Source organism: Rhizobium sp. RU36D (genome assembly GCF_900176345.1).
Taxonomy (GTDB): domain Bacteria; phylum Pseudomonadota; class Alphaproteobacteria; order Rhizobiales; family Rhizobiaceae; genus Allorhizobium.
Genome location: NZ_FWXU01000004.1, coordinates 70,211 through 96,065, shown reverse-complemented (window position 1 = coordinate 96,065; position 25,855 = coordinate 70,211). Strand labels below are relative to the sequence as shown.

23 protein-coding genes, 1 tRNA gene and 1 pseudogene are annotated in these 25,855 nt (G+C 60.4%); 9 read left to right on the top strand and 16 right to left on the bottom strand.

Going from position 1 to position 25,855, the window contains the following annotated elements; all coding sequences use genetic code 11:
• Positions 1-35 precede the first annotated feature (35 nt).
• The 7 genes from recJ to B9A97_RS06610 all read right to left on the bottom strand — a co-directional run bounded on the left by recJ (position 36) and on the right by B9A97_RS06610 (position 6,552).
• Positions 36-1,838: a single-stranded-DNA-specific exonuclease RecJ gene (gene recJ / locus B9A97_RS06635; protein WP_084364250.1), complete on the bottom strand. Its 1,803-nt coding sequence runs from the start codon at positions 1,836-1,838 to the stop codon at positions 36-38.
• A gap of 123 nt (positions 1,839-1,961) precedes the next feature.
• Positions 1,962-2,162 (bottom strand): hypothetical protein, encoded by a 201-nt coding sequence (locus tag B9A97_RS06630; protein WP_084364249.1) that lies wholly within the window; start codon positions 2,160-2,162, stop codon positions 1,962-1,964.
• A gap of 140 nt (positions 2,163-2,302) precedes the next feature.
• The gene (locus B9A97_RS30340; RefSeq protein ID WP_280164075.1) at positions 2,303-2,437 is read right to left on the bottom strand and encodes a hypothetical protein; all 135 of its coding nucleotides are present in this window, start codon (positions 2,435-2,437) and stop codon (positions 2,303-2,305) included.
• Between the two features lie 385 nt (positions 2,438-2,822).
• Entirely contained in the window at positions 2,823-3,044 is a 222-nt protein-coding gene (locus B9A97_RS06625) for a hypothetical protein (protein ID WP_143530355.1), read from the bottom strand.
• A 289-nt stretch (positions 3,045-3,333) separates the two neighbouring features.
• Positions 3,334-4,656, bottom strand: a complete 1,323-nt coding sequence (locus tag B9A97_RS06620) for a homoserine dehydrogenase (RefSeq protein ID WP_084364247.1) — start codon at positions 4,654-4,656, stop codon at positions 3,334-3,336.
• A gap of 65 nt (positions 4,657-4,721) precedes the next feature.
• Positions 4,722-5,942: an LL-diaminopimelate aminotransferase gene (locus B9A97_RS06615; protein ID WP_084364246.1), complete on the bottom strand. Its 1,221-nt coding sequence runs from the start codon at positions 5,940-5,942 to the stop codon at positions 4,722-4,724.
• 205 nt (positions 5,943-6,147) lie between these two features.
• Positions 6,148-6,552: a hypothetical protein gene (locus B9A97_RS06610; protein ID WP_084364245.1), complete on the bottom strand. Its 405-nt coding sequence runs from the start codon at positions 6,550-6,552 to the stop codon at positions 6,148-6,150.
• 190 nt (positions 6,553-6,742) lie between these two features.
• On the opposite strand from B9A97_RS06610, the gene phaC reads away from it, so the two are divergent.
• From phaC to radC, 4 genes and pseudogenes are all read left to right on the top strand, one after another.
• Entirely contained in the window at positions 6,743-8,548 is a 1,806-nt protein-coding gene (phaC, locus tag B9A97_RS06605) for a class I poly(R)-hydroxyalkanoic acid synthase (protein WP_084364452.1), read from the top strand.
• Between the two features lie 40 nt (positions 8,549-8,588).
• Positions 8,589-9,332: a DNA/RNA nuclease SfsA gene (sfsA, locus tag B9A97_RS06600; protein WP_084364244.1), complete on the top strand. Its 744-nt coding sequence runs from the start codon at positions 8,589-8,591 to the stop codon at positions 9,330-9,332.
• 10 nt (positions 9,333-9,342) lie between these two features.
• Entirely contained in the window at positions 9,343-10,179 is an 837-nt protein-coding gene (map, locus tag B9A97_RS06595; protein WP_084364243.1) for a type I methionyl aminopeptidase, read from the top strand.
• A 183-nt stretch (positions 10,180-10,362) separates the two neighbouring features.
• Positions 10,363-11,031, top strand: a pseudogene (gene radC / locus B9A97_RS06590) (DNA repair protein RadC); the annotation flags it as partial.
• A gap of 552 nt (positions 11,032-11,583) precedes the next feature.
• Here radC and B9A97_RS06580 read toward each other — a convergent pair.
• Positions 11,584-12,243 (bottom strand): peroxiredoxin, encoded by a 660-nt coding sequence (locus B9A97_RS06580; RefSeq protein ID WP_084364240.1) that lies wholly within the window; start codon positions 12,241-12,243, stop codon positions 11,584-11,586.
• A 267-nt stretch (positions 12,244-12,510) separates the two neighbouring features.
• On the opposite strand from B9A97_RS06580, the gene sthA reads away from it, so the two are divergent.
• Complete coding sequence (gene sthA, locus B9A97_RS06575) at positions 12,511-13,938, top strand: Si-specific NAD(P)(+) transhydrogenase (RefSeq protein ID WP_084364239.1); 1,428 nt, start codon at positions 12,511-12,513, stop codon at positions 13,936-13,938.
• A 28-nt stretch (positions 13,939-13,966) separates the two neighbouring features.
• The gene (locus B9A97_RS06570; RefSeq protein ID WP_084364238.1) at positions 13,967-14,770 is read left to right on the top strand and encodes an endonuclease/exonuclease/phosphatase family protein; all 804 of its coding nucleotides are present in this window, start codon (positions 13,967-13,969) and stop codon (positions 14,768-14,770) included.
• Between the two features lie 78 nt (positions 14,771-14,848).
• Here the strand turns inward: B9A97_RS06570 and tig are convergent, their stop codons facing one another.
• The 4 genes from tig to B9A97_RS06550 form a co-directional block, all read right to left on the bottom strand.
• On the bottom strand, positions 14,849-16,327 hold the full coding sequence (gene tig / locus B9A97_RS06565; protein ID WP_084364237.1) for a trigger factor: 1,479 nt from the start codon (positions 16,325-16,327) through the stop codon (positions 14,849-14,851).
• Between the two features lie 281 nt (positions 16,328-16,608).
• A tRNA-Leu gene (locus B9A97_RS06560) sits at positions 16,609-16,693 on the bottom strand.
• 120 nt (positions 16,694-16,813) lie between these two features.
• Positions 16,814-17,404 carry a GDYXXLXY domain-containing protein gene (locus tag B9A97_RS06555; protein WP_143530354.1) on the bottom strand — a complete coding sequence of 197 codons (591 nt, stop codon included), beginning with the start codon at positions 17,402-17,404 and terminating at the stop codon, positions 16,814-16,816.
• A complete protein-coding gene (locus B9A97_RS06550; RefSeq protein ID WP_084364236.1) occupies positions 17,401-18,510 on the bottom strand; it encodes a DUF2157 domain-containing protein in 1,110 nt (369 codons plus the stop codon). Before B9A97_RS06550 ends, B9A97_RS06555 begins: the two co-directional genes overlap by 4 nt.
• Before the next feature lie 748 nt (positions 18,511-19,258).
• Between B9A97_RS06550 and B9A97_RS06540 the strand changes: the two genes are divergently transcribed.
• From B9A97_RS06540 to trmFO, 3 genes are all read left to right on the top strand, one after another.
• Positions 19,259-19,405, top strand: coding sequence for a DUF1127 domain-containing protein (locus B9A97_RS06540; RefSeq protein WP_084364234.1), 147 nt, complete (start codon positions 19,259-19,261; stop codon positions 19,403-19,405).
• A gap of 317 nt (positions 19,406-19,722) precedes the next feature.
• Positions 19,723-19,866: a DUF1127 domain-containing protein gene (locus tag B9A97_RS30385; protein ID WP_084364233.1), complete on the top strand. Its 144-nt coding sequence runs from the start codon at positions 19,723-19,725 to the stop codon at positions 19,864-19,866.
• A 144-nt stretch (positions 19,867-20,010) separates the two neighbouring features.
• Complete coding sequence (gene trmFO, locus B9A97_RS06530; protein WP_084364232.1) at positions 20,011-21,423, top strand: methylenetetrahydrofolate--tRNA-(uracil(54)-C(5))-methyltransferase (FADH(2)-oxidizing) TrmFO; 1,413 nt, start codon at positions 20,011-20,013, stop codon at positions 21,421-21,423.
• Positions 21,424-21,450: 27 nt separating this feature from the next.
• Here trmFO and B9A97_RS06525 read toward each other — a convergent pair whose 3' ends face one another.
• The 4 genes from B9A97_RS06525 to secDF form a co-directional block, all read right to left on the bottom strand.
• Entirely contained in the window at positions 21,451-21,909 is a 459-nt protein-coding gene (locus tag B9A97_RS06525; protein ID WP_084364231.1) for a hypothetical protein, read from the bottom strand.
• Between the two features lie 88 nt (positions 21,910-21,997).
• On the bottom strand, positions 21,998-22,843 hold the full coding sequence (locus B9A97_RS06520) for a phytoene/squalene synthase family protein (protein ID WP_084364230.1): 846 nt from the start codon (positions 22,841-22,843) through the stop codon (positions 21,998-22,000).
• A gap of 33 nt (positions 22,844-22,876) precedes the next feature.
• Positions 22,877-23,263 carry an Mth938-like domain-containing protein gene (locus B9A97_RS06515; RefSeq protein ID WP_084364229.1) on the bottom strand — a complete coding sequence of 129 codons (387 nt, stop codon included), beginning with the start codon at positions 23,261-23,263 and terminating at the stop codon, positions 22,877-22,879.
• Between the two features lie 3 nt (positions 23,264-23,266).
• Entirely contained in the window at positions 23,267-25,825 is a 2,559-nt protein-coding gene (secDF, locus tag B9A97_RS06510; RefSeq protein ID WP_084364228.1) for a protein translocase subunit SecDF, read from the bottom strand.
• Positions 25,826-25,855: the final 30 nt, after the last annotated feature.

Sequence of the window (25,855 nt, the reverse complement as noted above, 5' to 3'; positions counted from 1 at the left end):
CATGCTGTTTTGATTCATGGCTTTCATAAACCGATTCAGAAGGCCTTGGCGGCATCAATGATGCGCATCTGGATGCGGCGGCTACCCTGCCAATGATCGGCGCCGATCGTACCGGCCACATGCAATTGCTGACCTCGGGATGTCATCAGCAGGTCGCCAAGCGCCGTCCCTGCAGCGCGGAAGGCAATCGCCTCCAGACGCGTGCCGTCCTGGGCCTCGAGGGTCACCTTGACATGGGTCGCACCTACAGGCCTTGCGTCCCGCACCCGGTGGGCAGGAAGCGCAAAAATCGGTTGCGAATGGCCGGAGCCATAGGGACCTGCCGTCTCCAACACATCGATCAGTTCCAGGGTCGCACCTGAAGCACCCAGCGCGCCGTCGATCTTCAGTGTGCGGTTTGCCGACAGTGCGGCGACCGTCTTCTCCGATGCTTCGTCGAAGAAGGCTCTCAGCTTGCCGAGATTGGGTCTATCCACGGTGAGGCCTGCCGCCATGGCATGTCCGCCGCCCTTGACCAGCAGCCCCTGGTCAACCGCCGCCCGAACCATGCTGCCGATGTCGAAGCCGTTGATCGAGCGGCCGGAACCCGTGCCTTTGCCAGAAGGATCAAAGGCTATGGCGAAGGCCGGTCGTTGGAACCGTTCCTTCAATCGCGCCGCCAACAGTCCGACAATCCCGGGATGCCAGTTGTCACGGGCGGTGACGATCACCGATGCCGTCTCGCCGTCGCCATAGGCCATGGCAGCCTCGGCCTCTGCCTCGGCCAGCATGGACGCCTCCATGACCTGGCGCTCGCGGTTCAGTCCGTCGAGCCGATCGGCGATCTCGTCGGCCGTGGCCGGATCATCCACCGTCAACAACCGGCTTCCCAGGGCGGCGTCGCTGATGCGGCCCCCGGCATTGATGCGTGGACCGACGAGAAAACCGAGGTGATAGGGCGTCACCGGTCCGCCGATGCCGGAGACCTTCAAGAGCGCCGCCAGTCCGGCATTCTTCATATGCCGGGCGGCAATCAAGCCCTTGACGACATAGGCACGGTTCAGGCCCTTCAGCGGAACGACATCGCAGACGGTCGCCAGCGCGACGAGATCCAGGAAGGTCAGCAGATCCAAGAGATGGGCGCGGCGATCACCCCTCGACCGCAAGATCTTCAGCGTCGCTACCAGCACCAGGAACACCACGCCCGCCGCGCAGAGATGGCCCTGCCCCGACAGGTCGTCCTCCCGGTTGGGATTGACCAGCGCATGGCATGGCGGCATCGCATGGGCCATCTGATGGTGGTCGATGACCACGACATCGACACCGCGCTCGGCCGCCACGGCCAGCGCCTCTTGACTGGTCGACCCACAGTCGACGGTCACGATCACCTGCGCGCCATTGTCGATCAATTGCCCGATCGCCGTGGGATTGGGGCCATAGCCTTCGAAGATCCGGTCCGGGATATAGATCGGTGCATCGATGCCAAAATGCGCCAGGAAGCGATGCATCAGCGCCGAAGACGCGGCCCCATCGACGTCATAGTCTCCGAAGATGGCGACCTTTTCACCCGCGGCGACCGCATCTGCCAATCGCTCCGCCGCCTTGAGACAATCCGTCAGGGTGGCGGGATCCGGCATGAGGTTGCGCAGTGTCGGATCCAGAAATGCCGGTGCCTCATCCAGGCTGACCCCGCGGCCGGCCAGCACGCGGCAGACGAGATCCGGCAATCCATGAACCTGCGCCATGGCCAGCGCGCGGTTCTCGGCCGCCTGGTCCAGGCGCGACATCCATCTCTGTCCATTTGCGGAGCGTTCCACCCCGAGAAAGGCCCGCGGTACGGGATCGACCTGACCTGACATGCACCCACCAAAACAGTTCAAGCCTCCCTTCTACAGAGAGGCTTGCGCTTGCAACAGTCCCGCAATGCATGAAACCGGACATTCAACCGGAAACGAAGGCCGATGGTCGAAACGAAGGATCGATCAGATGGCCAGGAACATCAGGTAGGGCCAGACCGGTCCGGAGAACATCGCCGAAAACAAGAGAATCAAAGCCCAGTTTCGACCGCCGTCCCGATCGTCCTCGTCCCGAAGACGCATGTCCATGGAACTGGCAACAACGCGCGCACCGCTCGACTTCAACGGAACGGATGGAACGGATTTAACGCCGCCGCGATCGATCATGATGGGCTCCTCCCCAGAACCGACTTCCCCCAGAGCAGAAGAGTAACGCGCGGATCGGGAAGATGCGAGCCAATAATCCAGCCTAGAAGTAGAAATTGCTGGAAGAGGCCGACTAAAAATGGACATGTAGCGGCATCTGCCTAGAGAAGGAGCACGATCAGGCCAATGATGGGCAGCAGCACCAGGGCTGCCAGCACGAGGATAACAGCCCAGTTGCGGCTCCCCTCGAAATCGTCGTCTTCGGCCGGCCCCTCCTCCGGGCCGTCCTCGTACAACCAACTCCTGGGAGACTCTGCTACAGTTGGAAGCGTCTCTGCGGCTGATGGTCTAGAGGTATCATCGCTATCAGATGCGCCCGTTGCTCTTGACGCGGGGAACCACAGCTTGATCGGCATGAATGACACACATGCACAAGACGCGGCCTTGCGGCGACCCGTCATGGTTGGCTCCCCCTACAGATTTACTACTGAAAAGACAGTAGCCCTGATAACGAGAGGAATCGACTGCACGACTGACATCCAGATGCGGAATTCGCCACAACAGACTGACTTTAAATGGATATTACCCCATATAGATATTGCAATGCGACGATTCGCCGTCACTCAGGGCTTACGGTCCCGCAATGCAGCGAGATTTCTTGCCGCCAGAGCGGGCACAGCCCTACAGCAGCAGCATCAGCATGGCGGCGATGGGAGACAGGGAAAGTGCCAGAAGCACGAGGATAACGGCCCAGTTGCGGCTGCCTTCGAAGTCGTCGTCCTCGGCGATGTCTTCACGGAGGCCTTCGTCATAGAGCCAATGCATGCGGTTGGTGGGCTTGATCTCCTGCGTTGCCGCCGAGATCACCGCTGCGTTTGGTACTCCATTGGTTTGCGACAACACGGCTTCAACTCCTCGATTGCGCTCGCCCAAACATCGTTTCTGGCGCGCAATAGGAGGCTACATCCAGATAAGCTCATATATCGTTATGATAACCGCTAAAATTTGAGGCAATCGGTGCCCGAGACGGAACTGTCGTGGAAAACAGCCCCAATTGGAGACACCAGACGGGCAAGTGTCTCGCGGGCCGAGAGGGGCTTTAAGGATCCGTCAAGCATGCGGACAGATGCACAAAAGAAAACGCCGGCTGCTGGAGAGCAACCGGCGCGTCGTTTTCCAAAGCGAACAGGCCTTAGGCAGCCTTTGGCCGCTCGATGCGGATGACCTGCGGTTCGCCCACAAGATAGCCTTCGCCCTTGATCGAATTCACTGCCTTGCGCACGGACGCTTCCATCGTGGCATGGGTGACAAGAATGATGGTCTGGGGCGCGCCTGATACCACGGGCGTCTTCGACCGCTGCACGATCGATTCCAGCGAGATGCCATTCTCGGCCATGCGCGTGGCGACACTGGCGAAGACACCGGTGCGATCGAGTACCGTCAGGCGGATGAAATAGCCGCCTTCGTGGCTCTGCATTGCCGCTTGGCGATAGGGCTCCAGCAAATGCGCCGGACGGCCGAGAACCGGCACCTGCTGGGCACCGGGACGGCTCTTGGCGATATCAGCGATATCACCCAGCACAGCCGACGCCGTGGCATTGCCGCCGGCACCGGGGCCAACCATCAACAATTCGCCGAGAATATCGGATTCAAGCGCCACGGCATTGGTGACGCCATCGACCTGGGCAATAACCGAATCGAGCGGCACCATGGTTGGATGCACCCGCTGCTCGATGCCGCTCTCCGTGCGCTGCGCGACACCAAGCAGCTTGATGCGATAGCCGAGATCGGCGGCCGCATGGATGTCGTCGATCGAGATATTGGTGATGCCTTCGAGATAGATGTCGTCCGCCGCAATCTCGCTGCCGAAGGCAAGCGTCGTCAGAATCGCCAGCTTGTGGGCGGTATCGTTGCCCTCAATATCGAAAGCCGGGTCAGCCTCGGCATAGCCGAGCCGCTGAGCTTCCCTCAGGCACTCTGCGAAGGACAGGCCTTCCTTCTCCATCTTGGTCAGGATGTAGTTGCAGGTGCCGTTCATGATGCCGTAGACGCGCGAGAAGCTATTGCCCGTCAGGGATTCACGCACCGCCTTGATGACCGGAATGCCCCCGGCAACGGCAGCTTCGTAATTGAGAAGCGCGCCCTTTTCCTCGGCAAGCTTGGCCAGTTCGACACCGTGCTTGGCAAGCAGCGCCTTGTTGGCGGTCACGACATGCAGGCCGCGAGCGAGCGCCGCGCGAACAGAGGCTTCGGCCGCACCTTCGGCGCCACCCACCAGTTCCACGAAGACGTCGATTTGGGCATTCGCCGCTAGATCGAGCGGATCGGCGAACCATTCGACACCGGAAAGATCGACGCCGCGATCCTTGTTGCGGTCACGCGCGGAGACCGCCACGATCTGAATGGCGCGACCGCAGGAAATGGCAAGCTCGTTGCGGCGCTGCTGAAGAATACGCACGAGGGAGGCACCAACCGTGCCCAAGCCCGCAATGCCGATACGAAGGGCATCTGCCATAGGTCAATCCTGTCATAAGAAACATGGGAGCGGCGGGCACGAGCGGCCCGCCGGGAAATGAGAGATCAACGATGCGCGTTGAGCGCGATGACGTTGTGAAGGCTGTCGTCGGCCGTCGAGAAGAACTTCTTGATGTTGCGCGCAGCCTGGCGGATGCGATGTTCGTTCTCGACCAGCGCCAGACGCACGTAATCGTCGCCCATTTCGCCGAAACCGATGCCCGGAGCCACAGCGACATCGGCCTTCTCGACCAGCAGCTTCGAGAATTCGAGCGAGCCCAAATGACGAAACTGCTCGGGGATCTTGGCCCAGGCAAACATGGTCGCAGCCGGCGGCGGCACTTCGAAGCCAGCCTTGCCGAATGCGTCGACCATCACGTCACGGCGGCGCTTATAGACATTGCGGACTTCCGCGATGTCGGAGCCGTCGCCGTTCAGCGCATGGGTCGCGGCAACCTGGATCGGCGTGAATGCGCCGTAGTCCAGATAGGACTTCACGCGGGTCAGTGCCGAGATAAGCCGCTCATTGCCCACGGCAAAGCCAATGCGCCAGCCCGGCATGGAGAAGGTCTTGGACATGGAGGTGAATTCCACCGCCACATCCATGGCGCCTTGCACCTGCAGAACCGACGGCGGCGGATTGTTCTCGTCGAAATAGATTTCCGAGTAGGCCAGGTCCGACAGCACGATGATGTCGTGCTTACGGGCAAAGGCGATGACGTCCTTGTAGAAGTCGAGGCTTGCCACATGGGCCGTCGGGTTGGACGGATAGTTGATGATCAGCGCCAGCGGCTTCGGGATCGAGTGGCGCACGGCGCGCTCGAGCGGCGGGAAGAAGCTCTCGTCCGGCTCGACCGACATGGAGCGAATCACGCCACCCGCCATCAGGAAGCCGAAGGCGTGGATGGGATAGGTCGGGTTCGGGCAGAGCACCACGTCGCCAGGCGCGGTGATCGCCTGCGCCATGTTGGCAAAGCCTTCCTTGGAGCCGAGCGTCGCCACGACCTGGGTATCCGGGTTCAGCTTTACGCCGAAACGGCGGGCATAATAGCTTGCCTGGGCGCGGCGCAGGCCGGGGATACCCTTGGAGGCCGAGTAGCGGTGGGTGCGCGGGTCCTGAACGACTTCGCAAAGCTTGTCGACGATCGCCTTGGGGGTCGGAAGGTCCGGATTGCCCATGCCGAGGTCGATAATGTCGGCGCCGCCCGCTCGCGCGCTGGCCTTCAAACGGTTTACCTGTTCGAAGACGTAGGGCGGCAGACGCCGGACTTTATGAAATTCTTCCATTTCTAACCCCGTAGAGCCGCAGTCAGCGTTGCGGCAACCGATAGTGCCCTTGTTCCGGCGCTTTCAGCGTAGTGCTTGAGCTCCGTCGTGTGGAACTTTACCGCATCAAGGCCATCTGCGGTAATTTTTTGACCCCGCCGGTGAAACGGCGGGGCACGGCCCACTTGGGGCGTGGTTTGCTTCCGAATCACCCGAAACGCAAGGGCTAATTGGAGATTTCGGCTTCCGTTGCGGCGCCATGCTCGCTGGCGAGGCGACGCAGCTCCGCAAGCCGTCTCTGGTATTCCGCCTCGGTGACCGAGCCGGACCGGCGCGCCGCCGACAAGGCCGTCATGCGCGCCTCGATCTTGGCCGCATCCGTGTTTTCCATCTGCACATTCGCCGCAGTCAGCGGACCGCCAAATGTCGGATACCGGCCCGTATTGACGGGACCGGTCGGCACCGCTGTCGTGGAGACAGGTGCAGGCGAAGCCGCGACTTCCGCCAGAGGCTGGGGTTGGAACGACGTACCATCAACCGAAAAACAGCCAGATAAGCCAAAGGCCGGCGCCGCGATCGCTATCGCGCGAAGCAGGACTGCCACCGTCTTTGCCTGGTCGTGAAGCTTCATCCTAAACCCCTCAGGGCCACGCATCGCCATGGCCGCCTGGTCACACCGGACTTAAGTCTCGTGTGCTTTCTATCGCTGGAACTTTTAGTCGCTTTGTTGCAGGATATGCAATTACAAAAGAACGATTAAGACGCTTCGGGAGGGCGCGGTGAACAACGGAACCACCGAAAACGACGAAAACCGCGGGGCAATGCCGGGTTTCAACCCTAAACTCATCGAACCTTATGTCGTGAAAAACCCGGAGGCCATGGCGGTCAATGTCGCCAAGGCGCTGGAAAATCTCGGCAAGGCGGCATCGGCCTGGATCGCGCCGCGCGAGCAGGGCGTGATCGACAGCTCCGCCGCTGCCGAACCCCTAGCCGAACTGGTCAAGACCCTCTCAAAGGTCGTCGAATACTGGATGGCCGATCCCAAGCGCACGCTTGAGGCGCAAACCCATCTCATGGCGGGCGTATTCGCCATATGGACCCGCGGCATGCAGCGGATGGCGGGTGAAGCCATGACGGTGGGCGAGGCTGCGGCCAAGGACAAGCGCTTCTCCGACGAGGACTGGGAGCGCAATCCGTTCTTCGACTTCATGCGCCAGGTCTATCTCGTCGTCTCGCAATGGGCGGAGAAGATGGTCGCGGAAGCCGACGGTCTTGACGCCCATACGCGTCACAAGGCCGCCTTCTATGTCCGTCAACTGACGGCGGCGCTGTCTCCCGTCAATTTCGTGATGACCAATCCACAGGTCTATCGCGAGACCGTCAGTAGCCATGGCGAAAATCTCGTGCGCGGCATGAAAATGCTGGCCGAAGACATCGCAGCCGGCGGTGGCGACCTGCGGCTGCGCCAGACGGACTACAGCAAGTTTGCGGTCGGCAAGAATCTGGCGCTCTCGCCCGGCAAGGTCATTGCGCAGAGCGACGTCTGCGAAGTGCTGCAATACGAGGCGACGACGGACACGGTGCTGAAGCGCCCGCTGCTGATCGTGCCGCCATGGATCAACAAGTTCTATATCCTCGACCTCAATCCGCAGAAGAGCTTCATCAAATGGTGCATGGACCAGGGACAGACGGTCTTTGTCATCTCCTGGGTCAATCCCGACGAACGGCATGCCGATAAGGATTGGGAGGCCTATGTTCGCGACGGTATCGAGTTTGCGCTGGATACGGTCGAGAAGGCAACCGGCGAGCGCGAGGTGAACGCGGTCGGCTACTGCGTCGGCGGAACCCTGCTCGCGGCCACGCTCGCCTTGCATGCGCAGGAGGGCGACAAGCGGATCGCCAGTGCGACCTTCTTCACCACGCAGGTCGACTTCACCTATGCCGGTGACCTCAAGGTATTTGCCGACGAGGAGCAGATCAGCTCCATCGAAAACCGGATGAAGGAGGCGGGCTATCTTGACGGCTCGAAGATGGCGGCGGCCTTCAACATGCTCCGGGCTTCCGAACTGATCTGGCCCTATTTCGTCAACAACTACCTGAAGGGCCAGGATCCCCTACCCTTCGACCTCCTCTACTGGAATTCCGATTCCACCCGCATGGCTGCGGCAAACCACTCCTATTACCTGCGCAATTGCTACCTGAACAACAACCTGACCAAGGGCCGAATGGAACTGGCAGGCAAGACGCTGTCGCTGAAGGACGTGACGATCCCGGTCTATAATCTCGCCACCAAGGAAGACCATATCGCGCCGGCCAAATCCGTTTTTGTCGGTAGCCAGTATTTCGGCGGCCCCGTCAGCTATGTGCTGAGCGGTTCCGGTCACATCGCCGGCGTGGTCAACCCGCCCGACAAGCAGAAATACCAATACTGGACCGGCGGTCCGCCGCAGGGCGAGTTCGAGGATTGGGTCTCCTCGGCCAAGGAAACGCCGGGCTCCTGGTGGCCGCATTGGCAAAAGTGGATCGAGAGCCTTGACGACGAGCGGGTTCCGGCCCGCATTCCCGGAGGCGGTGCGCTGAACGCTATTGCCGACGCACCGGGTACCTATGTGATGGTGCGCGTCTGACCAGCGCCAGTGTTAAAGGTCCGGGGTCGGCAGTCACCAGATGATCTTTGATCCGCCGCTGGTTCCTGCCCGCCTCATCCAGCGCTACAAGCGCTTCCTGTTCGATGCCGTGCTGGCTTCGGGTGAGGAAATCACGGGCTTTTGTCCGAATACCGGTTCCATGCGAGGCCTGACTGCGCCTGGGTCAAACATATGGCTGTCGCAACACCAGTCGGCGGCGCGGAAATACCGCTATGCTTTGGAACTGGTCGAGGTCGATGGCCATCTGGTCGGCATCAACACCGCCTTGCCGAACGCGCTGGCAGAAGAAGGCATCCGCAAAGGCCTGATCGACAACCTGCATCTCTATCCCGTTATCAAGCGGGAACAGCGCTATGGCCGCAACTCGCGCATCGATCTGCTGCTATCAGGCGGAGGAATGCCCGACACCTATGTCGAGGTGAAGAATGTGCATTTCACCAGAAGTCCCGGCCTAGCGGAATTTCCCGATACGGTCACGTCACGTGGTGCGAAGCATCTGGAAGAACTCGGCGACATGGTAGACGCCGGCCATCGCGCCATCATGATCTATCTCGTCCAGCGCCATGACTGTGACCGCTTTCGGCTCTCGGGCGATCTCGATCCGGCCTATGGCGTCGCCTTTCGCCGCGCGGTCGCCCGCGGGGTGGAGGCATTTGCGCTGAAATGCCGGGTGGGCCGCGACGAAATCGCGCCATCCGGATTGATCCCGATAGACGAACCGGGCATTGCTACATTAAGACAAAGGGTCTCAACGACGGACTGAAAGTGCTTGCATGGTCAATTATATCGACGCGGCAACGGCCCCGCCAAAAAACACGGGAGCGATCCGGCTCTATGACGCCGAGGGCTTTGCCGGCATGCGGCGAGCTTGCCAGCTGACGGCGCGTTGCCTGGACGAGCTGGTGCCGTTTGTGAAGCCCGGCGTGACGACCAATGCGATCGACCGCTTCGTCTTCGAATTCGGCATGGACAATGGCGCTCTGCCCGCGACCCTAAACTATCGCGGATACACCAAGTCGTCCTGCACCTCGATCAATCACGTGGTTTGCCACGGGATCCCCGACGACAAGCCGCTGCGCGAAGGCGACATCGTCAATATCGACGTCACCTATGTGCTGGACGGATGGCATGGCGATTCGAGCCGGATGTATCCCGTCGGCGAAATCAAGCGGGCGGCCGAGCGGCTGCTGGAAGTGACCCATGAATGCCTGATGCGCGGAATCGCGGCCGTTCGGCCCGGCGTGCGAACGGGTGCCATCGGCGAAGCGATCCAGACCTATGCCGAGGCCGAGCGTTGCTCCGTTGTCCGCGATTTTTGCGGCCACGGCGTTGGCCAGCTATTCCATGACAGTCCCAACATCCTGCATTACGGTCGCGCCAGCGAAGGACCCGAGATGCGCGAGGGCATGATCTTCACCATCGAGCCGATGATCAATCTTGGGCGTCCGCATGTGAAGGTGCTGGCCGATGGCTGGACGGCCGTCACCCGCGACCGGTCGTTGACGGCCCAGTATGAACATGCCGTGGGCGTGACGGCGACGGGCTGCGAAATCTTCACCCTGTCGCCGGGCGGCCTGGACCGACCGGGACTGCCGCCGCTCAAAGGCTGACGCATGGCCCGACCTCCTCGTCCATCGGAACACGAAGACCCCGTTTTCGATTTCGACGAGGCGGCGGAGATCGACGCGGGCGTAGCCGACGAACGGCACTTCTTTTCCGAACAGGCCGGCAAGGCCTCGGCGCTGAAGAAGCGTGCGGTGAAGACCGCTGCCCCTGCCGCGACGGAACCGGAGGCGCATTACCACGGCCATCGCGAGCGGCTGCGCAGCCGCTTCAAGGAAAGCGGCGATACGGCGCTGGCCGACTACGAATTGCTGGAACTCCTGCTCTTCCGCCTCATTCCGCGGCGCGATACCAAGCCGATCGCCAAGGCGCTGATCGCCCGGTTCGGCACGCTCGGCGGCGTGCTCGGTGCGCCGGCGCCGCTTTTGACGGAGGTCAAGGGCGTGGGTGAGGCTGTGGCCTCCGACCTGAAACTGATTGGTGCTGCCGCCCACCGCATGCTGAAAAGCGAATTGCGCGGCAAGCAGGTACTCGCCTCCTGGTCATCGGTGATCGATTACTGCCACGCCGCCATGGCCTATGAGGCGCGCGAACAGTTCCGCATCCTGTTCCTCGACAAGCGTAATGCGCTGATCGCCGACGAGGTCCAGGGCCGTGGCACCGTGGACCACACCCCTGTCTACACGCGGGAAGTGGTGAAGCGGGCGCTGGAACTCTCGGCCACCGCACTGATCCTTGTCCACAACCACCCCTCAGGCGACCCCACGCCATCGCGCGCCGATATCGACATGACCAAGAAGATCATCGAAAGCGCCAAGCCGCTGGGCATCACGGTGCACGACCACATCATCATCGGCCGCGATGGCCATGCAAGCTTGAAGGGACTAAGGTTGATTTGAGGGTGGTCACCGCGCTGTGGGCACTAATGATGTCAATCCGGCGGAACGTGCAATTCTATTTCATCCCGGATCTCCTTCTAAACCAAATAGTGGAAAGGAGAGCCGGACTTTCGAATGATTTCGTAGGACGGGTCAGCCTTTATCAACATGGACATCATAATTGAAAAGAAATTCACGAATCCAAATATAATCAGCAGTAAACAAGCCGGAATCATAAACACAGGAACAATATAGATTATTCTCTCAGGCAGCACGGCAGAAAGTATTTTTTCGTAGAAACCAATAACAATTCCGAGTGCCATTACAAATATCAGCAACAGTACGCACACTATAAAGCCGTAAATTGCAACCTTTCGCGGCAAGTACTGAAATCCTTCGCTGCCAAAAGCCGCAAATGCGACGGCTCGCCGCCCATTCCAAAGAGATCCAAAATCCCGCCGCACCACTGGTCGTTCACGACCCGCAGAATAACGGTGTTATCACAATAGATAATTGCAGTCATGCGAAAGGCCGGCAAAGCCGGCCTCCACCGTACCTCTTATGCTAATCGCCTCAAGCCGTCGGCTGCTTGGTCTTGCGCAGATAGGGTAGAACCGTGTCGAAGGAGCCGAAGCGGGCGATGGCGTCTTCATTGGAGACGGCGGCGGTGATGATCACGTCGTCGCCCTGCTTCCAGTTGGCGGGCGTTGCCACCTGATGCTTGGCCGTCAACTGGATCGAATCGATCGTCCGCAGGATCTCATCGAAGTTGCGGCCCGTGGTCATGGGATAGGTGAGGATCAGCTTGATCTTCTTGTCGGGGCCGATGACATAAACAGAGCGAACGGTCGCATTGTCTGCCGGCGTGCGGCCTTCCGAGCTATTGCCCGCGTCGTCCGGCAGCATGTCATAGAGTTTTGCGACCTTCAGGTCCTTGTCGCCGATCAGCGGGTAGCCGACTTCGAAGCCGGTCGCGGTCTTGATGTCCTGCTTCCACTTGGTGTGGCTATCCACCGGATCAACCGAAATGCCGATAACCTTGACATTGCGCTTGCGGAACTCGTCATCCAGGCCGGCCATGGCGCCAAGCTCGGTGGTGCAGACCGGCGTAAAATTCTTCGGGTGCGAGAACAGCACTGCCCAGCTATCGCCGATCCAGTCGTGGAACTTGATCTCGCCCTGGGTGGTGTCGGCGGTGAAGTCCGGCGCGGTCTGATTGATGCGAAGGCTCATTTCTGCAAACTCCCTTAAAAATGCGTTTGCGCCATAGTGCCAGCTTGGCAGGCCCCTGTCGGCGAAACTTCGCCCACTCGCCCGGGGTTCTGGCGGTTTCCTTGCTCTTTTTGTTCGGGGGATTGGAATAAATTGCCGTCTGCTCGTCATGGCTGAAAAGCGACAGGTTAGGGCGTCGCTAACAAATCCGTTAGATTGCAGTGATACATTGCCCCTCGACGCATTTTGCAGTGCAATAACTAAGTCTTCCTGATTCGGGGCGAAGCGATGAACCAGTATGATCTCGTGGTAATAGGCAGCGGTCCCGCCGGACGCCGGGCAGCCATCCAGGCGGCGAAACTGGAAAAGAAGGTTCTCGTGATCGAGAAGGGCACCCGCGTCGGCGGCGTTTCCGTTCACACCGGGACCATCCCTTCGAAGACCCTGCGCGAGACGGCGCTTAACCTGACCGGCTGGCGCGAGCGCGGCTTTTACGGTCGCAGCTACAGGGTCAAGCAGGAAATCAATGCCGACGACCTGCGCCGGCGATTGCTCATCACCCTTGATCACGAAGTCGAGGTTCTCGAGCACCAGTTCTCCCGCAACCGCGTTCAGCAGATGCGCGGCAAGGCGCAGTTCATCGACAAGAATACGATCGAGATCGAGAAGGAGGATGGCGAGATCCTGCGCGTTGGCGCCACGTCCGTACTTCTCGCCATCGGCACGAAGCCCTATCGCCCGTCGCACATTCCCTTCGACAACGACGCCATCATCGACAGCGACGAGATCTTGGCGATCAAGGAATTGCCGCGCTCGATGATCGTGATCGGCGCCGGCGTCATCGGCATTGAATATGCCACCATCTTCAGCGCCCTGGACACGGCCGTGACCGTGGTGGAACCGCGCGACACCATGCTGGATTTCATCGACAAGGAAATCGTCGAAGATTTCGCCTACCAGCTGCGTGACCGCAACATGAAGCTGATTTTCGGCCAGACGGTCGAGAAGGTTGAACGCGATCCGGGGACAAAGTGCCGGGTCACATTGCAGAACGGCCGCGTGCTGACGGCGGAGATGGTGTTGTTTGCCGCCGGCCGCGTCGGCGCCACCGACAGCATCAACCTCTCGGCCGCCGGGCTTGAAGCCGATAGCCGCGGACGCCTCAAGGTCGATCCGGAAACCTTCCAGACCGCCGTGCCGAACATCTATGCCGCCGGCGACGTGGTGGGCTTTCCGTCACTGGCCTCGACGTCGATGGAACAGGGCCGCATCGCCGCCCGCCATGCGGTTGGCGCACCCGCGAGTGATCCGCCGCAATATTTCCCCTATGGCATCTATGCGGTGCCGGAAATCTCCACTTGCGGCCTGACCGAAGAGGAAGTGCAGAAACGCGGCATCCCCTATGAATGCGGCATCGCCCATTTCCGCGAGACCTCGCGCGGCCATATCATGGGTCTCGACAGCGGCCTCTTGAAGATGATCTTCTCGCTGAAAACCCGCCGCTTGCTCGGCGTGCATATCGTTGGCGAAGGTGCGACGGAACTGGTGCATATCGGCCAGGCGGTCCTGAACCTCAAAGGCACCGTCGAATATTTCGTCGAGAACACCTTCAATTACCCGACGCTGGCAGAGGCCTACAAGATCGCCGGGCTCGATGCCTGGAACCGTATGGGCGAGCTGAAGTTCGAGAAGATGGAGAAGAAGGCGGCTGAATAATCCGGCCGCTCAGAGCCGTGAGCCACGTGTGAAAATCCTGTCGCTGAACATCTGGGGAGGCATGCTGCATGGCCCGCTTCTCTCCTATCTTGGAGCTGTGGATGCTGACGTCCTGTGCCTTCAGGAAGTCGCTCGCGCGCCATCAGCGCGAAATCCGTGGCTGACCTATCGCGACGGCGCGGTGGAATTGCAGCAACGCGCCCATCTCTATGAGGAAATAGCAGCCGTCTTGCCTCGACACGATGGCTTTTTCTGCCCGACGGCACGGGGCGAGTTACAGGACGGCGACGCAACCTGCTGGCAGGAGTTTGGCCTTGCGACCTTTGTTCGCAAGGGAATACCGATCATGGGCCAGATCCTCGATTTCATCCACGGCCAGTATTCCCATCACGGGTTCGGCGAGCATCCGAGATCGCGCAATGCCCATGCCATCAGGCTCTTCGATGAGAAAGCGAATGCCCCGATCACCGTCGTCCAACTGCATGGCCTGAGGGACCCGGCCGGCAAGGGTGACAGCCCGGAGCGACGTTCCCAGGCCCGAGCGCTGCTGGCGCTGATCGATCGAATTCACCCGCCTGGCGAGCGCCTATTGGTGTGCGGCGATTTCAATCTGCTGCCGGACAGCGAGACATTTCGCTTGCTGGGCGAGCGCGGTCTCGCCGACCTTGTCACCGGCCGCGGGTTCACTGATACGCGCACCTCGCTCTACACCAAGGAAGGTCGTTATGCCGACTACATGCTGGTGACGCCAAATGTCACCGTGCATGGCTTCGACGTGGTGGCCGCGCCGGAAGTATCGGATCATCGCCCCTTGCTGGCGGAGATCGGCTGACGACCAGGCGCGCACGGCTGGAATCGAAAAGGCCGCCCCAAGGGACGGCCTTTTGCATATATCGATACGGTTTGCCGATTACTCGGCGTCGGCCTCATCTGCCTTCTTCTTCTTCGGAGCAGCCTTCTTCTTCGGAGCGGCTTCTTCGCCTTCGGCCTCAGAAGCTTCAGCCTTGGCAGCCTTCTTGGAAGACTTCTTCGCCGGCTTTTCCTCGGTCTCGCCGTCTTCGTCGGCCAGCAGTTCGTCCTTCGTCACGGTCTTGTCGGTGACGTCGATCTCGGTCAGCAGCTTGTCAACGACCTTCTCTTCGAAAATCGGGGCGCGCAGCGAAGCGGCAGCGCCGGGCGTGTTGCGGAAGAAGTCGAGGATCTGCTTTTCCTGACCCGGGAACTGCTGCAACTGTGCATAGAGCGAGCGCTGCATTTCTTCCTCGGTCACTTCGATGCCGGCCTTTTCGCCGATTTCGGACAGAACGAGGCCGAGACGAACGCGGCGTTCTGCCAGCTTGCGATATTCCTCGCGAGCGGCTTCTTCCGTGGTGTCTTCGTCTTCGAAGGTCTTGCCGGACTGCTGCAGGTCGGTGTTGATCTGGCGCCAGATGTTTTCGAACTCGGCGTCAACGAGACGCGAGGGCGTGTCGAACTGGTACATGGAGTCGAGCTGGTCGAGGATCTGGCGCTTGACCTTCTGGCGGGTAACCGAGCCGTACTGGCTTTCGATCTGGCCGCGAACGACTTCCTTGAGACGGTCGACGGATTCGATGCCGAGCTTGGAGGCCAGTTCGTCGTTGATTTCGACCGCGGCCGGGGCGGCAACCTGCTTGACGGTGATGTCGAAGGTTGCGTCCTTGCCGGCCAGGTTCTTTGCCGGATAGTCTTCCGGGAACTTGACGTTGATGACCTTTTCGTCGCCGGCCTTCACGCCAACAAGCTGGTCTTCAAAGCCGGGGATGAAGCGGCCGGAGCCGAGAACCAGTTCGGCATCCTCATCCTTGCCGCCGTCGAACGGCACGCCGTCGACCTTGCCGAGATAGTCCATGGTGACGCGGTCGCCATTTTCGGCCTTGCCCTTCTTCTCTTCGAAGGTGCGGGCGCTTTCGGCGATCTTGAGGATCTGCTCTTCAACTTCGGAGTCAGCGATTTCTACGACTTCGCGGACAACCTTGATGCCGTCAACCGGCTTCAGTTCGATCGCGGGAATGACTTCGTAGGACAGCGTGAATTCGAAATCGGCTTCGGCGGCCAGGATCTTGTTGGCCTGCGCTTCGTCTTCAGTCATCGAGATTTCGGGCTGGGTCGCCGACTTTTCGCCGCGCCCCGACAGGATCGCGCTCGGCTGGTCGCGAACGATCTCGTTGACCAGTTCAGCCATGATCGACTTGCCGTACATCTTCTTGAGATGGCCGACCGGCACCTTGCCGGGACGGAAGCCGTTGATACGAACCTTGTCCTTGGCATCGGCCAGGCGCTCGTTCATCCTGACTTCCATGTCCTTGGCCGGAATGACGACCTTGAGTTCGCGCTTCAGCCCTTCAGCGAGCGTTTCGATAACCTGCATGTTCGTACCTTCATGTCGTGGCGCCCGTGCTCGGACAGCCCTTGGTTTATCTGAGCACGACGCCGGAAATCGCTTCCCGGTCGTGGCTTTGATGCAATCCTGTAATGCAGGCCGGGTAAGGTCGAATAGGCTCCCTAGACCCGCCTGCACGAATTCAATCGCTTCAGCCTCCGGGCGTGTCCTGCCGGACACACGGCACTGTAGCATTCTGCCAGGCAAAATGGCACAAGAAGCGCCGAAGCGGGATCTTCTCCCTGCTCACGTCGCTTCAACGGCAATACTGGTGCGGGTAGAGAGACTTGAACTCCCACGCCTTGCGGCACCAGAACCTAAATCTGGCGTGTCTACCAATTTCACCATACCCGCGTCCTAAGAACCCCATGCTGCCATTGACATGGCCCCTCCGGAGCGCGCGTCTCTATATCACCCGTTTTTCACCGCGCAAAGGAAAAATGCACGCGCCAGCGGCCCAACGCACCACTCAATTCAATACAGCGGCTCGCTGTAAACCTCCTTGCCATCGACAATCAGGGCGCGGATCTGTCCCTCGCCTGACGAGGATACCCGCACGGCGACCGTCACCTTCGATTGATCACGGGCCTCCTCGATGGCAAGCCCCTCGCCCTCCGGCACGTAGTAGCTCTCGATACCGTAGTCGACGACGTAACTGCTGCCGGAGGTCTGCTGATCGAAGACGTGGAGCGGCAAGGTGCGCAACACCGCGCTTCCATCTGTTGATGACAGCTCGGCGAAGGATGCTTCTGAAACTATCCACAAGCCCTCGGCATCCGGCTTCAGCCGCACCCACAGCCGCGCCTTGGTATAGGGTTCAGGTGTTGGACCGGTGACGAGGGCGGCCGGTATGGTGGAGATGTCATAGTTCAGGACGACATAATCGCCACGGAACAGATCGCGGGGATCGACGGGGCTTGTCTTCAGCCGCACTTCCGTTCCGTCGCGAAGGATCGAGGCACGGCCTTCGATCTGAAAACCCAGCACCGCCGTCATCGATGCGGCCACCAGAATAGCGGCAATGAGAGACGGGAGCCTCGGGGGAGTGATGCGCATCGCGGTCATTGGACACCCCTTGCTTTTGCTCTGGCAGCAAACATCTTTTCAACGCGCACCACGGCGAAGGCCAGGATGGCCACAACGAAGCCGGACAGCAGGAAAAAGCCCGACGTGCCGAGCATCGAATCGATCGTGACGAAAGAGAGATAAAGAACCTCTGCGGCGAAGGCGCCGTAGGCGATCACCCGCACCGCGCCGTTGTCGCGACCTGCAAGCCATAGAGCCAGAATGCAGACGGCCAGCGTGAGGCTGCTGAGCACTGCAAGTCGAAGGCCGCTGTCATAGTCGATGTGCAGCAGTCCCAGGCCGATCAGCGCAAGGCTCAGCGCATAAAATGCCGGTGCGGTGCCGATCCCTTGCATGATTTTCGACCAGGATGGCACAGCTTTCAGCGTCGTCGCGAAAAAGCAAACCAGGCCTACCAGCACCATGGCCATGGCGGTGGTGGTCGCCACATTGCTGAGGCTATAAAACCAGACCGCAAATGCCAGCAGCAGCAGATAAACGAAATGCATGGCTGCGGCTTGCGTCCACCAGGACAGAATCGCAACGACCGCAGCGGCGCACAAGATGGCCGCGACATAGGCATCATCCCAGCGTGCATCCATTTGATCCAGAAAGCTGGCGAACGCCACCCAGGTCAACAGCCCGGCCATGGCGGTCAGGGCGCCAGAGCGGAACGCCGCCGCCGACAGCGCCGTCAACGCAAACCACAGCAGCATGGCATCGACCGTATCCCCCGAGAGATGATACTGCTGGCCGACCAGGGCGATGCCGCCGCCAAAGCTGGCGCTGCCGAGAATGAGCAAACCTGCCGCAATCCGGGAGGCACCGCGTCGCAATGCCAGTGCAGCCGCCAGGTGGAACATCCAGATCAGCGCAAAGACGCCACCGATCTTGCCGAGCCGGGGAATCTCCTCCCAGCCCGAGGCGATCAGCATCAGAAGGGAGGCCGATAGCAGCACGGCGGCCAGGATTGCCAAAACGGTGCCGATGCTGAACGATTCTCGTCGTCCATCATATTCGGCCAGCAATTGGTCGGCCTGCAGCCTGCCGATCAAACCCTTCTGGACCCAGAGGTCGAAATCCTTCTGCAGCCTGCCCCGATACATGAACGCTCCGCTTGCTCCCAATATCCGCCATGTCGACCCTGAAGGGCGTCTCGTTCCGGATATCCCGGCGCAATCTGATACGGAACGGTGTGAAAGACAATGCTGGCGCCGATGGCGGCTGATCTCGGCCCACCGAACCCTAGGGGAAATCCCACCAGGCGACAGCAATGCAAAACAGCATGGCTTCCATGCTGATATTGCACTGCACAATTAGAGCTGAGGCATGTAGGTTGTTTTTAACAAAGATCAGATACAAAGCGTTTTGAGCTTGTTTTGATCTGGCGGTGCTCTCACCGCAAAAGGTTTCGGAGCCGCGCACTCCTCCTCCCAGTGCGGCACCGAATTGGCTGGCAGCCCTCCTCCTCCCAGTTGCCAGTCGCTATACATAGCGCCCACCGGACCTCCTCCCCCGGTGGGCGTTATTGTTTCTAAAGCGTGTCGCGATCTTTCAGATTCGCTTGCCCCCCCCGCTTTAGCCTCCTGTGTTTCAGCATGTCGTGATCGCAAAACCGCTGCACACTTTTGCGCGACATGCTGTAGGCTTCACCCACAATTCCGCGCCGCACAACTGCCTGCGAATTGCCCACAAAATGCCCAATTATCAATCTGATAACCATGAAGCGATGCGTAATGCGCATAGGTGGCATACTCGATTGGCGCTTTTGGAATTTCGCAACGCAACATATATTCGACTCATCAAATTCGAGCCGGCCAGAAGATAGTCCGGCGAAACCAAAAGGGGTTTACCATGAACATCACTCGCTCGCTGAACAACTGGCGCAAGTATCGTCAGACCGTTACCGAACTCGGCCGCATGTCTGACCGCGAACTGCGTGACCTCGGCATTGGCCGCGAAGACATCCGCCGCGTCGCTCGTAACGCCATCGCCGGCTGATCCATCGCCTAACGATCGGTCTAACGACCGCCAAATAGCCTCCCGTTTCCCGGGGGGCTTTTTTTGTGCCTGGAATCAGCCACCACCCTTCAAGCGCCTCTGGCTTGCGTGCCCCAAACCGCCGGCGAAATGCCTCAAATTTGCCACTGCGCGCCCAGTTTTTGGCTTCTGCCGCATATAGCGGCAATCCCGTGCTTATTTGCATAGCAGTCGCTTATAATTTGCACTGCACAATATTGCTGCGGCAGCTTATATGAGTGCCAATCGCTGATGCGGAAAACACTCCCTCAGCCAAGAAATCTCACGAGGAAACGACCATGAACCCCATTCGCATTGCAAAGAGCTGGATCAGCTATCGCCGTACCCTGAACGAACTGGGCAGCCTGTCCAACCAGGCCCTGTCGGACATCGGCATCACCCGCTACGAAATCCGCAACATCGCTTCCCGCTCCTTCCGTTAAGGGGGAGCGTGGCTCGCCGCGCATCCGCCGACGAGGGGTGGAGGCGCGGTTTGCAGCCGGGTTGCATGACGAAATGGCGCCTTCGGGCGCCATTTTGCGTTCTGCCCGATTGGAAGCAACAATGCGCCATGATAAGCAGCCGGCATGAAAACAGCTGATACCATCTCTCCTGTCCACGTCGTCGGCGGCGGTCTTGCCGGCTCGGAAGCCGCGTGGCAAATCGCCAAGGCCGGCGTTCCTGTCATCCTGCATGAAATGCGCGGCGTAAAGGGCACCGACGCCCATAAGACCGATGACCTGGCTGAGCTCGTCTGCTCCAATTCCTTCCGCTCCGATGATGCGACCTCGAATGCCGTCGGCGTGATCCATGCGGAAATGCGGCTGGCCGGCTCGTTGATCATGGCCTGCGCCGATCGCCACCAGGTGCCCGCAGGCGGCGCGCTGGCTGTTGATCGCGACGGTTTCTCGGCCGCCGTGAGCGCCGAGATTGCCGCCAATCCCCTCATTACCGTCGTGCGCGAGGAAGTGACGGGGCTACCGCCTCGGGAATGGGGGCTATCGATCATCGCCACCGGTCCCCTCACGTCAGCGGACCTGGCAGAATCGATCCGCGCCGAAACCGGTGAGGAGGCGCTTGCCTTTTTCGACGCCATCGCCCCGATCGTGCATCGCGACAGCATCGACATGGATATCTGCTGGTACCAGTCCCGCTACGACAAGGTAGGCCCCGGTGGCACCGGCAAGGACTACATCAACTGCCCCCTGGATGAGGCGCAGTACAACGCCTTCATCGACGCGCTGATCGCAGGCGATGCGGTGGGCTTCCACGAATGGGAAGGCACCCCCTATTTCGACGGCTGCCTGCCGATTGAAATCATGGCAGAGCGCGGGCGCGAAACCTTGCGTCACGGGCCGATGAAGCCGATGGGCCTGACCAATGCCCATAACCCGACCGTGAAGCCCTACGCGGTCGTGCAATTGCGGCAGGACAACGCGCTTGGCACGCTCTATAATATGGTCGGCTTCCAGACCAAGCTGCGCTATGGCGCTCAGGCCGAGATCTTCCGGATGATTCCCGGCCTGCAGCATGCGGAATTTGCGCGGCTCGGCGGCCTGCATCGCAACACCTACATCAACTCTCCGGTGCTGCTCGACCAGACGCTGCAGCTGAAGTCGCGTCCGGGCCTGCGCTTCGCCGGGCAGATCACCGGCTGCGAAGGCTATGTCGAGAGCGCATCGATCGGCCTGCTGGCCGGGCGTTTTGCCGCGGCAGACCGCAAGGGCGAGATGCCGGATATTCCGCCGGCCACGACAGCGCTGGGCTCCTTGCTCGGCCACATCACCGGCGGGCATATCGTCAGCGACGAGGAGCCTGGCAAGCGGTCGTTCCAGCCGATGAATATCAATTTCGGCCTCTTCCCAGAGCTGGAGCCCGGATCGATCGTCAAGCCCGAAGGCGTGAAGCGCTTCAGGGGCAAGGACAAGACGATCATGAAGCGTCAGCTGATTGCGGCACGTGCTTTGGAAGATTGCCGCAAGTGGCTTTCCGTCGCCTGAAAAAGTTGCGGCAGAAGGCCGGCAGGCTTACCGCCCACCTGCCGGCACGGGCATAGTGTCGCGATCCGCCGCCGCAACGTAGTTGCCCAGAAGCCAGAGCGACACTTCTGCCGCCTCAGCGGAACTGTTGAAAAAGAACGAACCGTTGTGAAACGGCGCGTCGAGGAATTCGACCGAAAAACCGTTCTGGTCCGGCAAGGCACGAACGCGCACGGTGCCCGGCTCGATCAGATGGCAGGCATAGTGGTTTCCCATATTACGCATGAAGCCGGCCTTGTTGTCATGCAGGCGCACGAACACGGCATTGCTGTCCGCGGTCCGATGCAGGCTGCGGATGGCTTCGCCGGGGAAGGCGCGGCCAAATTCCAGGATTGCGAGGCCGGTATCGGCAAGCGAGGCATCCTCGGAGCCTTTGGCCATGCGGGTTGACACATAGGCGGTCAGTCCCACCAGGGCAAACACGATTGTCCAAACCACCAAGCTCAATCCACGCCTCCGTCTTCACGAGACCTACTAGTGCCGGATTTGCCTACCCGTCGAGGCTTGCGCGAATGTGACGCTTTAAATCCCGGCCTCACAGACGCCGCGTCAGGCCAAGTCTCAGCATCTGCCACTGGCGGCGCCATTGCGCCGGCCGGATGTCGCGATCGAACACGCCTGCCCCCAGCCGACGGGCAGCGGCAAGAACCGGTCCCGCAAGCGTTGCCGTGAGGTATGACGGCACCAAGGGTTTCGCAATCAAGCCCGAGGCACGGGCCTTGGCGAGGTGATCGAGACCGAGGCCGCAAAAGGCTTCGACCGCTGCTGAAATACGGTTGCGGTCCTCTCCTGCCAGGAAACTCTCGCGATCAAGACCGATGGCGCGCAGGATTTCCAGCGGCACAAAGACCTGACCGCGCGCCCTGTGCTGCGGCATCAGCAGCACAGCGCCCGCCACCGCCTGAGCCACGCCGGCATGGCCCGCGACGGAAGCCGATCCGGCCGCAGCAGCCGGGTCGAGAACGAGGCTCGCCAGTTGGATGAGAGCAGACGCCGTCTCGCCGGCATAGCCTTCGAACATCGCCCGATCTTCCATGGGGTCGTCATAGAGATCGAAGGTCCGGGCATCGACCATGGCAACAAGCGGTGCTCGCGGAAGATTGTGCCGGCGAATCGCGGCAACGAGCGCAGACGCGACGGGATTGGCGACCGTCTCGCCGTGATCCTTGCCCTCGAGCAAATCGCGCCAATATTGCAAGCGCACCTCGCCGGGAAGCGGCTCGCGAACGAGATCTCTTACGCGTGCCAGTTCGGCATTGAACGCATAGAGTGCCACAAGATCGGGCTGCGCCTCCTGCGGCGCAAGCAGGGTCGCCAGATACCGGTCCTTGTCAGTCTCCTTGAGCATATCAAGGCAGATGGTGTCGTTGTCGGTCTGCATGCGGCAAGGGCCCCGCCCCGGAGAAAAATCAGCTCAAACCGCGATTAAAGCGGCGGCAACAGCGCGCTGCTCGGCGAGCATGATGTTATAGGTCCTGACCGCAGCACCCGTACTCATCGGATCGCTGGAGATCTGCGCCGCACGCAGCGCCGACTTCAGATCGGCCGGTATGGGACGGATGCTTTTGCCCGTCCCGACCAGCAGCACCTCGATCGAGGCAGCCTCATCCAGCACACGGCGAAAGCGATCACGCATCAACGGATCGCCCTCTTCCAGATCCCAGCCATAGATGCCTGAAGGCAGCAACAGCAGGGATCCGCGATGCGACATATCAGCGAATCGGAAACCGCCATTGCCATAGGCGTCGATCGGCGCCCTTCCCGGGAAATGCGCCTCTCTGATGACGATGCCTGCGCTCACCGGTCAGGCCTTCACGCTGCCGGCATCGAGCTTGCCCTTGTCGGCATCCTTGTCCTTCTCAAAATTTTCCGGCCGCAGCTTGAAGGCGATCAGCACTGGAGCAGCAATATAGACGGACGAGAACGTGCCGATGATCACGCCGAAAATCATCGCCAGGGTGAAGGATGCGATCACTTCTCCGCCGAAGAAATAGAGCGCGATCAGAGCCAGAAGGGTAGTCGAGCCAGTCAACACGGTACGCGACAGCGTCTGGTTGATCGAGATATCGATCAGCACATCCAGCGGCATCTTCTTGTAGCGGCGCAGGTTCTCACGCAATCGGTCATAGACAACGACGGTATCGTTCAACGAGTAACCGATGATCGTCAGGATCGCCGCGATACTGGTGAGGTTGAATTCGATCCCGGTGATGACGAAGATGCCGAGCGTCAGGATCACGTCATGCAGTGTTGCGACAATCGAGCCCAGCGCAAACTGCCATTCGAAGCGGAACCAGATGTAGACGAGGATCGCCAGCAGCGAGACGGCGACGCCGATGGTGGCCGTGTAGCTCAGGTCGCTTGAGACGGCAGGCCCGACCACTTCCACACGGCGGAACTCATACTTGTCCTCAAGCTCCCCGCGAACAAGGGTAATGGCCGTCTGCTCGGCATTCTCGCCGCCTTCCTGCGCCTGGATGCGGATCAGCGCGCTTTGACTGTCACCAAAGCCCTGCGCCTGGATGTCGCCGAGATTCAATCCGCTCAGCCGTTCGCGAATATCGGCAAGATCGGCGTCACCAGAGCGGGCCTTGACCTCCACGATCGAGCCGCCTGTAAAATCGATGCCGAAATTAACCCCTGCCGTCGAGAAGCCAACCAGCGAGGCGATGCTGAGTGCTGCTGCTAGAGCGAAGGTATAATTCCGCACGGCCATGAAGCGAATGTTCTGGGTGTCGAACATGCCGGTGCGCACGCCCTTCGGCAGCGTCTTCGGGCGCTTCCAGCGGAACCACGCAGCCATCAGCCACTGGGTCATGGTGAAGGCGGTAAACACGGTCGTGACGATACCGACGGCGAGCGTCACGGCGAAGCCGCGAACCGGCCCGGATCCGAGGAAGAACAGCACGGCCGCCGCAATCAGCGTCGTCAGGTTGGCATCGAGAATGGTGGCGAAGGCCTTGTTGAAGCCGGTCTCGATGGCCTGCACCAGCGGCCTGCCGGTCTTCACCTCTTCACGAATGCGTTCGTAAACAAGAACGTTGGAGTCAACGGCCATGCCCATGGTCAAGACGATACCGGCAATGCCGGGCAGCGTCAGCGTCGACCCGATCAAGGACAGGAGTGCCAAGATCATCACGATGTTGGCCGCTAGCGCGATATTGGCCATGATCCCGAAGCTGCCGTAGAAAGCGAGCATGAAGACAATGACGAAAATCGCGCCGATGCCGGAGGCGACGACACCGGCATTGATCGAGTCAGCGCCAAGGCCTGGACCAACGGTGCGTTCTTCCACGACGGTCAGCGTCGCCGGAAGCGCACCGGCGCGCAAGAGCACGGCCAGGTCATTGGCGCCATCGACCGTAAAGTTACCAGAGATCTGCCCGGAGCCGCCGACGATGGGCTCGCGGATGACCGGCGCCGAGATCACCTGGTTGTCGAGGATAATCGCAAAGGGGCGATTGACATTCTGCTGCGTCACCTGGGCGAAACGCTGGGCGCCGCGACTGTCGAACCGGAAGGTGACGACGGGTTCATTGGTCTGCTGGTTGAAGCTTGCTTGCGCATCAACGAGGTTTTCACCCGAGACGAGCACCTGCTTTTCCACCAGATACGGAACCGGCGGATCGTCCATCGAATACAGCACTTCCGACGAGGCCGGCGGACGTCCGTTCATCGCCTCCTGAACCGGCATGGTGCCATCGACCATGCGGAAGCTCAGCTTTGCAGTCTGGTTGAGCAGGGCCTTGAGACGCTGCGGATCCGTCAGACCCGGAACCTGCACGATGATGCGATCTTCGCCCTGGCGCTGGATCAGAGGCTCCGTGGTGCCCAACTCGTCGACGCGGCGGCGCACCACTTCCATGGACTGGTTGACAGCCGACGAAACGCGATAGTCGATCCCGGCATCCGTCAGGTTGAGGATCAACAATCCGCCATCCTGCTCCTCGATGGTCACTTCCTGGATCGTACCGCCGGTCAAGCCGCCGACGCTCACAGGGGTGGTGACCAGGGCCAAGGCTTCCTTCGCTGCAGCCATCTTGTCGGCATCGGTGATGCGGACCTGCACGCGCTGCCCGACACCACTTAGACCGGTATAGCGGATCCCGGCGTCCCTCAGCGAGGACCGGACGTCGCCGACTGTGGTTTCCAGACGTTCCTTGATAATATCGGCTCGCTCAAGCTTGAGCATGATGTGAGAGCCGCCCTGGAGATCGAGACCGAGGGTGACCTTCTTCGTCGGCAGGAACGAAGGGAACTCGGCAAGCTGCTCGTCGCTGAACAGGTTCGGTGCCGCAACGACGACGCTCATGGCGACGACGAACCAGATAAAAAAGGTCTTCCAGCGCGAGAAATATAGCATGAAACTCTCGAAGTCAGGTTAGGCGGGCGG